This is a genomic window from Candidatus Methanoperedens nitratireducens (assembly GCF_900196725.1).
GTDB lineage: Archaea > Halobacteriota > Methanosarcinia > Methanosarcinales > Methanoperedenaceae > Methanoperedens > Methanoperedens nitroreducens_A.
The window spans coordinates 26,697-37,000 of sequence record NZ_FZMP01000174.1 but is presented as its reverse complement, the minus strand read 5'-3'; the positions used below and the strand labels follow the sequence as shown (position 1 = coordinate 37,000).

Here is a 10,304-nt window from a genome sequence, read left to right as displayed (position 1 = left end):
CCATGCAACAGGAGTGTTGAAGAATCGTTGAACAGTACGATAACTTCCACCTTCTCCTGCCCAACGGGAAATACCAGGCATGGTAACTTGACCGGTCATGGCTAATAGCGCTGTCACGATGACATTCAACTGAGATATAGCCGTTGAACTCAGACAGGTTTTTAAACATTGAAGACGTGAAATAATGTTGAACATACAAGTTCCTGGGATATATCGGTAGGACAAGTGGTATATCCCAGAATTATTCATCTTATCTTATAGATATAGTGATGTGGCGAAGGTATTGATTAATGTAAATCGATTAAAAAAGACCCAGAGGAAAAATGGATGGTGGAAAAAAACAGGAATCGCTATTGCTAGATGTGGTATTGCCTGCGAAATATGTCAGCATTTTATTAATAGGATTTGTCCCGGATGTGTAAAGGAAAACGAGTTAAACAGCCGATGCTTAATTTATAAGTGCGCTGAAGAAAAAAATCAAGGCATTATCTTATTTAGTGTGCAATACTTCACATGATAGGGACCAAGACGTCTGCTTAAAAACTCAAATTGAAATGAATTGAGTTTTAACAAAGAGGAGTTCCTTCTTCATAAAAAGATTGCTCACACTCGACTGCTATTTCACAGTTTATGCAGGTCTTCTTATTCTGCAGGCTATCGAGCTCAACCAATCCAACAAGGGGCGGAGTATGAACTATTTTGAAATTGTTAATCTCAATATAAAGTCTCTCGATTGTTTCACCTGTGAAACCAGCTCTTAACAATTTTATTCTTTCTTCAGGAGTTTCTAGCATTTTTCCCACCTGGTGTACGACATTGTTATTCATGATAATTGTGATATTAATGGTTTCCCAGTATTATACCCAAATTCTTCCTGAATTGAAATATAAAAATCACTAGATAGTTAAGAGTTAAAGATAAATGATTCAACTGTGGCAATGGTCCTTACCTGCTCCCCACCTCGAACCACTCCTTGAAATTACTCTTTTTTAATTCATCAATGATGGATATCTTTACCACTACATCCTTTTCAAGATTCTTCCTTATGTTTTTCTGATGGCGGTTTAGCAGGTAATATAAGGCGCACGACACGCTCATAGTAAATATAATCCCATGCCCAGTTCGTCAAGACCAGGAGCCTGTTCCTGAAACCGATAAGTCTGAACAGGTGTACCCCCAGCCAGATGATCCAGGCAGGGAATCCTGTGAAACCGAAGCGGTTAAACAGATAGGCTACTGCTGCCCTTCGCCCGATAACCGCCATAATGCCCTGGTCGTTATAATGGAACGATGCCGGAGGTTTACCGGAGATCTGGCGAACGATGTTCTCTCCTGCTGCTACTCCCTGCTGGAGCGCAACGGGTGCAACCATAGGTAGTGGGCGTCCACCTTCCTCCAGGTACGCAAGGTCTCCTGCTACATATGCATTGGGATAACCGGGAATTTGAAGTGTATTCAGAACAGCCACTTTCCCGTTCGGAGCTAAAGGCAGTCCCCAGCTATTCAGTGCAGGCTCACCTCTTACTCCCGCTGTCCATACAGTGGTATAAGTCCTGATCACAGAGCCATCAGTAAGTTTCACTTCGCCGGGTCCGACTTCACTGACCTTTGAATTAAAGCGGACCTCCACCTTTACCCTGTTAAGCCTCTCACGGGCATAATTACCAAGACGGTCCGGCAGGTTTGGAAGTAGTTTTCCCGCTGCTTCCAGGAGTATTACCCTGACTTTTCCGAAATCCAGGTTCCTGTAATCCCTTCTCATATGACCATAGGTCAATTCAGCAAGGGCGCCTGCAAACTCTACCCCGGTTGAGCCGCCCCCTACAATAACAAAGGTCAGCAAACTTTTCTGGCGTTCCTCATCAGGCTCATATGCTGCTTTTTCAAAACAGGTCAGGATTTGATTGCGAATATCTATTGCCTGTTCAAGAGTTTTAAGAGGGTATACGTATTTGGCTCCTTTGATGTTGAAAAAGTGAGTTACACTTCCTATGGCAAGAATCAGGAAATCATAATGCACAGTACGAACATCTGTTTCTATGATCTGTGCTTTCAGATCAATTTTATTTACTTTTGCAAGCAAAAAGCGAACATTTGGAAACCCGCGAACAATACTTCTAACAGGATAGGCTATATCTTCAGGTTCCAGCTCTGCTGCTGCGACCTGGTACAACAGGGGAAAGAAAGTATGATAATTATTCTGGTCTATTAGACAGATATCTACAGGGTAGCGGGTAAGGGTTTTTATCGCCCACAGTCCTCCAAAACCTGCGCCTACGATCACTACTCTATGGCGTTCATTTTCTCTACTGTAGTTACGTATTTTATCTCTTTTATAAAACCCCATTTTCTGCCCCATTCAAAGTACCGGTTTATAATTTTCAGGTCTTTTATAACCCCTTTGCTATCCTTTCGGCTTACGCCTCTCTATAACATTATACCACCTTTTAGCTATTTATTTAGCTACGTCCAGTTATATGAATAATAGCATGAGGATTGTACCGGAGAAAATTGAACTTTACTGTAGGGAGAACACAGCCCCGGAATCGCCCCTTCTGCGTGAACTTGTGGCTGAGACATATGCCGGAACAGCATTCCCTGAGATGCAGGTTGGACATCTTGAAGGCGCATTTCTGCGGACACTTGTCCGCCTTCTTGGGGCAAAGCGGGTTCTTGAATTAGGAACATTTACAGGGTATAGCTCGCTCGTTATGGCAGAAGCACTCCCTGAGGATGGAGAACTCATCACATGTGATATAGATCCGCAGGTAACAGAGATAGCAAAAAAGTACTGGAGCCGCAGCCCTCACGGTAAGAAAATTGAATTGAGGCTCGGTCATGCGCTTGAAACGCTCAAAACAATTAAGGGACCATTCGATATGGTGTTCATAGATGCAGACAAGGGGAATTACGTTAATTACTGGGAGTCATGCGTGCCTAAAACCCGCTCCGGCGGCTTACTGGTAGCTGACAACGTGCTGTGGGGCGGCGGCGTTCTTGATCCTGAAGATGAAACAGATAGAGCGATCGTAGAGTTTAACAGGCATGTATCTAACGATAAGCGCGTGGAAGCAGTCATGCTCCCGGTTCGCGACGGGTTGACCCTTGCATGGAAGTTCTGAATATGAAAAGACCCGCTTAATATCTTTTTCCTATAATTCATGCAGCCATGCAAAGTAAAATGCTCTGGCATACAGGTCTAATACAGTCAGGACAGTGCTTGTATTTCATTTTGTTATTCCCGGCTTACAATCTAATAATCCCCGCATCTCCGCTGCTTTTTATGATCGCAGTATATTCATCATAAAGAAAATCCCGCATATTCTCAAGTATGAACATGTTCCTGATGCACAACATTACGGTGTTTGGTACAAGTCGCTCAGGTACGCAGTTTTCCATCCATAGAACAACTTCGTTCATTGACCTCATTTGCATCGTTCATCTCCTCCGTTTACCTGACAGTCTCCGGTTTCTTCCGGGTCAAGCGATAGCCCTCCTGTTCCATCATTTGCCCAAAGCGGTTTCGCCACTCTCCCCCCTTTTGAGTTCGTTCTCTGTTCCTCTTTCTTCCATTCCTGGCATTTTATATCACTCCCTCTTTTGATTAGTGATTCATAATATAATTTTTTTTCAACGATTATTTGGATTGAGAGGATTGTTTGTTCCTCATCAGTAAAGTCCCACTCCCCGATTAACATGAATTATTCAAAACGTTTGCGATTTTTAGCACAACTGGTCTATTTTTAGACAAGTACGATTTATAATTGTTAGTATTTATACTTAACCGAGTCGCTTAACGCTTGTTATTTTACCTTTCCTCACTTTTTTCATCTGTGTGCCGCACACAGGGCAAACATCCCCCTCCGGGAACCGTCTTTTGCATCCGATACACTGCTTCTGCCAGAGAAGAACATCTTTTATCTTCCTCTGCGCTGCCGGCATTACCCTGATACCAAGCTGGATAGCGGTATTCTGGATAGCAAAATCGTCCGTGACAAGGATAGTCTCCTCGCGCCTTGAGTACTCCAGCGCCTTTGCGAGGATATCGATATCCGTCCCCGAAAGCTCTTCGCTGTCCCTTGTGACCCCGGCTTTTAACCTGACCTCCTTTTTCAGACTTTGAAGCGGAGGTTCGACCCTTACGTCCATCAATTCCATGGTTGTACGGGCACTCTCGTCCTTTAGTTCTTCAACAACCGAGGGAACGGTTACGACGCTACCTTCAAGTCTTTTTCCGGTTATGAATAATGAGGCGTCGGCGATTTGGATCATATTTGGATTTTGTTAAACGATCTGACTTTGATAAGCTATCCACTTTAATCTCTCAACGTTTAAAGTTTTTATCAGGCAAAATTCGGATTAAAGCGCAAAGCGTAAATTTTAATGCATTGTAAACCATTTCGAACAAAAAGTTTACAATCGTTAATTTTATGCTTGAAAACATCCGGTCAAAACTCGAAAACCGTACCCCCATAAGCTATCCAGAAGCAATAGCACTCATGGAACTGGAAGGCTGTGAATGCATAGAGCTTTTTTCGCTTGCGAACAGGGTTCGCGCAAGGCTGGGAGACCGGGTTGACCTCTGCTCGATTGTGAACGCAAAGTGTGGCATGTGCCCGGAGGATTGCAAATTCTGCGCCCAGTCTGTGCATAACGATACTGATATAACCCCTTACCCTCTTCTGGATGAGGAAGAGCTTCTTAACATGGCTCTTATGATGCAGGAAGAAGGCGCAGCAAGATTCTGCATTGTTACAAGCGGGAAAGAAGCGGATGGCGAGGATTTTAACAGGATACTTAGCTCGATACGGAAAATCAGAAAAGAAACCGCGCTGTCCATCTGCATTTCCCTGGGAATGCTCACGAAAGAGAGTGCAGAAGCGCTCAAAAAAGCGGGCGCCACAAGGATACATCACAATCTTGAGACTTCAGAAGGTTTTTTCAGGAAAATATGCACCACACACTCGTACGCTGAAAAAATAAGAACCGTACAAATCGCAAGGGATGCAGGTCTTGAAGTATGCTGCGGCGGGATAATCGGAATGGGCGAATCCATAAGAGACCGCGTGGAGCTTGCTTTCACTCTCAGGGAACTGGATGTAGACTCAATACCGATTAATATCCTGGACCCCATAAAAGGCACACCTATTTCCGGTGTGAAACCGGTAAGTCCGCTGGAAGTGCTAAAAACCATAGCTGTTTTCCGCCTGATCCTTCCGGATAAAAATATACGGCTCGCAGGCGGGAGAGAGAAGAATTTAAGAGACGTGCAATGCCTCTGCCTTCTTGCAGGTGCCAACGGGTTGCTGCTCGGGAACTATCTTACAACTCAGGGCAGAGCTCCCGGGGAAGATATACGGATGATACGGGATTTAGGACTTATTCCGGGAGGAGTCCATGTATAGCGTACGGATGAGGGCAGAGAGAGACAAAAAGCATATCTCCGGGGCTGAGCGGATTGTCGAAACGAAAGGAATATCAACAACCGTATCAGCACTTGCAGAACGGGCGCTATCTCATGAAAAAGGGAAACCTGATTTTATAAATATATCCGTTGAAGCTTTAAAAACCCCTATCAAAAACGTAACATCGCTCCCGCTGATTTTAACCCATGTTGAGAACGCGAAAGAGGGCAAAGCTCTTGCAAAAGGACTGCTTCTTACTCTTGGATTGCCGCTTTTGTGCATAGAAAAAGCGATCCTTCTCTTGGAGAAAGGCCCTGCCGATGGAGAGAATATGAGGGGGGCGATTATCATGGGTATGCAGGGAAACCGCCTTGAGCCGGATAAACATCGCGGCATCAGGGTCTCTCGCATGGATATCACAAAAGGATGCTCCATCGAACTTGAGCGTGCGATTGTTGATGCAGGACTGATACCATATTACACCTATATAAGCGAGGCGCTTGTTCTTGCCACTAAAGTCTCTTCGGTGAAAGGGACTATCGCGGAACTTTGCTGGTCTGATGACCCCTCTTATACAGCAGGCTATGTTGCCTCAAAGAAGCTGGGATATGTACGCATCCCGCATCTAAAACAAAAAGGAGACCCCCGCGGTGGAAGGGTCTTTTTCGTGGACAACATAGACCTTGATAATTACATTCATGAAATGGAAAATACCCCGCTATTAGTAAATAAGTTCTGCGGGCTGAGGGAGATTTCCCTGGATAAACCGTAATGGAGGACAATAAATGAAACACCGACAGGTACTGGAAATGAGAAAATCAACAAATAGAGACCCCACGAACAATCATGCAGCAAGTATCGCAGTTCTTGGCGCAGGCGGTCTTGGGATGGCAGCAGCAAAAATAATTGCAAAGAAAAAAGAGATGAAACTTGCAGCCATAGCAGATAAAACCGGATACGTGATCGATATTGACGGCATCGATCCAGAGCTTCTTGAGAATAAAAAACCGGGTGATATTGGTAAGAGGACAGATGATGCCATAAGCGAAATAATAAAAAGTTCGGAAAACTTTGACGGCATTTTTATTGCTCTTCCAAACCTCACGAACAGGTTTATTCCTGATATAGTGTCAGGGTTCGCCGGGCAGGGCTATAACGGCGTGATGGTGGATGCTCTCAAACGTTCGCAGGCTGTTGAGATGATTTTTGGACTGGACAATATGTTAAATGATGCGGGAATTACATATATCACAGGCGCCGGAGCCACGCCAGGATTGCTCACATGCGCCGCCGCGATTGCAGCCAATTCTTTTATGGAAGTGATAGGTGTAGATATCAACTTCGGCGTTGGTGTAGCAAACTGGGAATCGTACCGCGCAACAATACGAGAGGATATTGCACATCTTGAAGGCTTTAACCTTGAGAAAGCGGCAAACATGACCTGTGCTGAGATCAAGGAAGAACTTGATAATAGAAATGGCATTCTCCATCTCCATAATATGGAACATGCAGACGATGTGCTGCTTGAGAAGGCAGGAATCGTGTCCTGCGAAAAAGTAAAAGTAGGAGGCGTAGTAGATACAAGGAATCCTAGAAAACCCGTAAGCACCACCATGACTCTTACCGGAAGGACGTTTGACGGTGCCGTTTCAAGCCACAGGTTCATACTCGGGGATGAGACCACTATGGCGGCAAATGTTGTTGGTCCCGCCCTCGGCTGGATGAAAGCAGGGCTTGAGTTCCATGCACGCGGCATATACGGCGTTTTCGGTTCAGCGGAGATAATGCCAAGATTCGTGCTATGAATAAGATGAACTGGCTGACAGAAGAACTCGCAGATATTAAAAATAAAGGATTATATCGCAGGCTTAATACAATCGAGAGCGCACAGACGCCAAAGATAATAAAAGACGGAAGGGAACTCATACTTCTCTCCTCCAACAATTATCTGGGTTTAACCGCTCACCCTGAGGTAAAAAAAGCAGCAATCAAAGCTATAGAAAAGTATGGTTCAGGGGCTGGGGGGCAAGGCTCACTACCGGGAACACTGACCTGTATAATAGCCTGGAAGAAAAAATAGCTAAATTCAAGGGTACTGAGGATGCCCTGGTATTCAGCACGGGATACATGGCAAATATCGGGATAATATCCGCGGTAATGAACAAAGGCGACCTTATTATCAGCGATGAACTGAACCACGCAAGCATAATCGATGCCTGTAGCCTGAGTCGCGCGGGAGTGAAAGTCTATCCGCACAGGGATGTATCGTGCATAGAAAAAATACTGCGCGCGTCGAAACATCCCAAAAAACTCATCATCACGGATGGCATCTTCAGCATGGACGGCGACATAGCGCCACTGCCTGAGATTGTTGAGCTTGGCGAAAGATACGATGCAATGGTCATGGTAGACGATGCTCATGCTACAGGTGTTCTTGGACAGCACTGCACGGGCACTGCTGATTATTTTAATGTGGATGTGGATATAAACATGGGAACCCTGAGTAAAGCCCTTGCGAGTACAGGGGGGTATGTGGCAGGAAGCGATGAACTGATAGATTATCTGCGTAACAGGGCGCGATCTTTTATTTTTACAACAGCACTCTCACCGCCTTCGGTTGCGGCGGCAAAAGCTGCAATAGATATCATCGAGAAAGAGAAACCTGCGAAAAAGCTCTGGCAGAACGTTGCCCTTTATAAGAAAGGTCTTACAGACATAGGAATAACAATCAACAGTGAAACCCAGATTATACCTGTCATGACCGGGGACGCGAAGACAACAATGGAAGCTGCCGCTGAGCTTGAAAGGCTTGGGATTTTCGCGCAGGGGATACGCCCCCCCACTGTCCCCGAAGGCAGGGGAAGAATCAGGACTTCCCTTATGGCAACGCACAGCGAACAGGATATAAATGATTCCCTGGACGCAATTCGGATAATCAAGGAAAAATTCGACATATAGGTTATGGCTGGAATCTTCATAACAGGAACCGATACGAACATAGGCAAAACTGCGGTTGCCGCAGGACTGGCAGGAGCTTTAAAAAATAAAGGATATAACGTCGGCGTGATGAAACCAGTTCAGAGCGGCGCTGCTGCGAGAAACGGTAAACTCTATTCTCAGGACGCAGAATTTTTGATGGATGTGATAGGTGAGCAGGGCGAAACAGGGCTTATATGCCCCGTACTTTTAAGGGAAGCGCTTGCTCCCTCTGTGGCAGCAGAGCTTGAGGGAAAGACTATAGACCTGAATCTCATCAGAAATGCTTATCTGGAGCTTGAGAGGATGCACGATATCGTAATAGTTGAAGGCGCTGGCGGGATTGCTGTGCCTTTAAAAAATAAATTCCTCATCTCCGACCTGATAACTTATCTTGGCATGCCTGCCATAATCGTAGCTCGCGCAGCATTGGGAACGATAAATCACACCTTCCTGACCCTCGAACATGCAAAAAGGACTGGGATACCTGTAATAGGGGTAATAGTAAACAATTACAGAGGTGGAGTGGCAGAAGAAACAAGCCCGAAAATAATAAATGAACTGACCGGTATCCCGGTGCTCGGTATAATCCCTCACGACCCGGCGATAGATGTTGAGTGGGGAAGACCCGGGGACATCGTATCGCTGGTAGAGGAGAGTATCGATATAGAGCGAATCATTCACTTTATTTTTTAATTGGAATCAATCTCACTCCCGTATGCGGTTCCTGGAGTTATGGCTGCTGCTATCGTTGCGACTATCAGCGCTTTGTACAGGTCAACACCTATGAACGGGAGCGCTCCGAGTTCGAATGCTCTTTGCGCATTTACACCCAGTACGATCGATAGCTGGATCACTCCGAACAGGTAAATTACTGCAATCCCGAGAAGCATAAGGCTGAATAGACCTGTGAAACTGCGGGATTTGACATACCTGTCGGTAAACCACCCGATTATCAGGGATGCGGCGATAAATCCAATGATATATCCGCCTGTCACGCCGCTCAGGACATCCATGCCTCCTTTCAAACCATTAAACCACGGGATACCTGCGGCTCCTAAACCTGCATAGAGACTCTGGCTCAAGCCCCCGTACCACTTACCGAGGATAACGCCTGATAGAAGGACGGCAAAAATCTGCCTGTCACAGGCACGGGGGTATAGGGGAGATAAAAACGAACCTGTGCAAGCAATCCTGTCAGAAATGCAAAACCAAGTGCAATCTTTAAAAAATATTACGATGTCGGCAGGTTATACCGACACCTGATCTCTGATTTTTTCCGTCATATTTGTTGCAGCAGTCGGGTTTTTACAATCCCGGTATCACGGGATCGTATTGCCCCGGCAGGTCGGTCCTTGCCTCTCAGGTTTTGACAGTATTCATCGCCTATGTACAGGTTTGCCATTGAATCAACCGCAAGACCCGAGACGAACTGGAATGGCTTTGTTGTACCATCCGGCAACACGCCAATGTTAGCATAGATATCCCGGGTATTAGGACTGAGACCGTATCTCAGGATATTGGTGTTAGCTATCGGCGTGTCAGCAACGAATATCCAGTTTACGCCATCCGAGACGATTGCAGTCGGCGCAAGCGCATCGATGAATGTCGGGACTGCATTCCCTCCCCCTGTTATCCTGGTAACTGCCGCTTTCTCTGCCAGATACAGGTCTGAGCCTGCAAAGGCAAGACCGGAGATGCCTCGACCGTCAAAAGATTGGCCAAATGTAGCCACCGTCTGTGAGTTCCCGGTCGGGTTCGTGATCTTGACGATATTGCCGGTCTTAAAACCCTACGTAGAGGTTGCCGCTAGAATCAAGCGCTGTAGCTGTTGGTCTGTTCCCCCCAAGCCTGCGGTCGGTGCAAGTAAAAACGGGCTGCCTACAGTCTTCGCAGCGCTGTTGAACGTCAGCCGCCATACAC

At 45.9% G+C, this 10,304-nt stretch carries 15 protein-coding genes; 7 read left to right on the top strand and 8 right to left on the bottom strand.

Going from position 1 to position 10,304, the window contains the following annotated elements; genetic code table 11:
- From MNV_RS11025 to MNV_RS11015, 3 genes are all read right to left on the bottom strand, one after another.
- Positions 1-195: transposase (locus MNV_RS11025; RefSeq protein WP_179293707.1), on the bottom strand; the 195-nt coding region annotated here is incomplete at its 3' end.
- Positions 196-566: 371 nt separating this feature from the next.
- A complete protein-coding gene (locus MNV_RS11020; protein ID WP_179293942.1) occupies positions 567-794 on the bottom strand; it encodes a hypothetical protein in 228 nt (75 codons plus the stop codon).
- Positions 795-1,030: 236 nt separating this feature from the next.
- Positions 1,031-2,347: an NAD(P)/FAD-dependent oxidoreductase gene (locus MNV_RS11015; RefSeq protein ID WP_096206017.1), complete on the bottom strand. Its 1,317-nt coding sequence runs from the start codon at positions 2,345-2,347 to the stop codon at positions 1,031-1,033.
- A gap of 142 nt (positions 2,348-2,489) precedes the next feature.
- Here MNV_RS11015 and MNV_RS11010 point away from each other — a divergent pair, with 142 nt between their 5' ends.
- Positions 2,490-3,122, top strand: coding sequence for an O-methyltransferase (locus tag MNV_RS11010; protein WP_096206009.1), 633 nt, complete (start codon positions 2,490-2,492; stop codon positions 3,120-3,122).
- Positions 3,123-3,246: 124 nt separating this feature from the next.
- Here the strand turns inward: MNV_RS11010 and MNV_RS19675 are convergent, their stop codons facing one another.
- From MNV_RS19675 to MNV_RS10995, 3 genes are all read right to left on the bottom strand, one after another.
- The gene (locus tag MNV_RS19675; RefSeq protein WP_179293941.1) at positions 3,247-3,420 is read right to left on the bottom strand and encodes a hypothetical protein; all 174 of its coding nucleotides are present in this window, start codon (positions 3,418-3,420) and stop codon (positions 3,247-3,249) included.
- A gap of 5 nt (positions 3,421-3,425) precedes the next feature.
- Positions 3,426-3,698: a hypothetical protein gene (locus MNV_RS11000; protein WP_096206007.1), complete on the bottom strand. Its 273-nt coding sequence runs from the start codon at positions 3,696-3,698 to the stop codon at positions 3,426-3,428.
- Positions 3,699-3,780: 82 nt separating this feature from the next.
- The gene (locus MNV_RS10995; RefSeq protein ID WP_096206006.1) at positions 3,781-4,272 is read right to left on the bottom strand and encodes an NOB1 family endonuclease; all 492 of its coding nucleotides are present in this window, start codon (positions 4,270-4,272) and stop codon (positions 3,781-3,783) included.
- Between the two features lie 158 nt (positions 4,273-4,430).
- Here MNV_RS10995 and bioB point away from each other — a divergent pair, with 158 nt between their 5' ends.
- From bioB to bioD, 6 genes are read left to right on the top strand one after another with little or no spacing between them, the layout of a single operon-like run.
- A complete protein-coding gene (gene bioB / locus MNV_RS10990; RefSeq protein WP_096206005.1) occupies positions 4,431-5,405 on the top strand; it encodes a biotin synthase BioB in 975 nt (324 codons plus the stop codon).
- A complete protein-coding gene (locus tag MNV_RS10985) occupies positions 5,398-6,177 on the top strand; it encodes a 6-carboxyhexanoate--CoA ligase (protein WP_096206004.1) in 780 nt (259 codons plus the stop codon). Before bioB ends, MNV_RS10985 begins: the two co-directional genes overlap by 8 nt.
- Before the next feature lie 13 nt (positions 6,178-6,190).
- The gene (locus MNV_RS10980; RefSeq protein ID WP_218838002.1) at positions 6,191-7,210 is read left to right on the top strand and encodes a hypothetical protein; all 1,020 of its coding nucleotides are present in this window, start codon (positions 6,191-6,193) and stop codon (positions 7,208-7,210) included.
- Complete coding sequence (locus MNV_RS20275; protein WP_218838001.1) at positions 7,207-7,485, top strand: hypothetical protein; 279 nt, start codon at positions 7,207-7,209, stop codon at positions 7,483-7,485. Before MNV_RS10980 ends, MNV_RS20275 begins: the two co-directional genes overlap by 4 nt.
- Positions 7,458-8,363, top strand: coding sequence for an aminotransferase class I/II-fold pyridoxal phosphate-dependent enzyme (locus MNV_RS10975; protein WP_218838004.1), 906 nt, complete (start codon positions 7,458-7,460; stop codon positions 8,361-8,363). The genes MNV_RS20275 and MNV_RS10975 overlap by 28 nt, the downstream gene beginning before the upstream one ends.
- Before the next feature lie 3 nt (positions 8,364-8,366).
- Positions 8,367-9,077, top strand: a complete 711-nt coding sequence (gene bioD, locus MNV_RS10970; protein ID WP_096206003.1) for a dethiobiotin synthase — start codon at positions 8,367-8,369, stop codon at positions 9,075-9,077.
- Here the strand turns inward: bioD and MNV_RS10965 are convergent.
- Both MNV_RS10965 and MNV_RS10960 read right to left on the bottom strand, forming a co-directional pair.
- Positions 9,074-9,517 carry a biotin transporter BioY gene (locus MNV_RS10965; protein ID WP_257000031.1) on the bottom strand — a complete coding sequence of 148 codons (444 nt, stop codon included), beginning with the start codon at positions 9,515-9,517 and terminating at the stop codon, positions 9,074-9,076. The two genes, bioD and MNV_RS10965, sit on opposite strands and share 4 nt — an antisense overlap.
- Positions 9,518-9,663: 146 nt before the next feature.
- Positions 9,664-10,116, bottom strand: coding sequence for an NHL repeat-containing protein (locus tag MNV_RS10960; protein ID WP_096206001.1), 453 nt, complete (start codon positions 10,114-10,116; stop codon positions 9,664-9,666).
- Between the last annotated feature and the right edge of the window lie 188 nt (positions 10,117-10,304).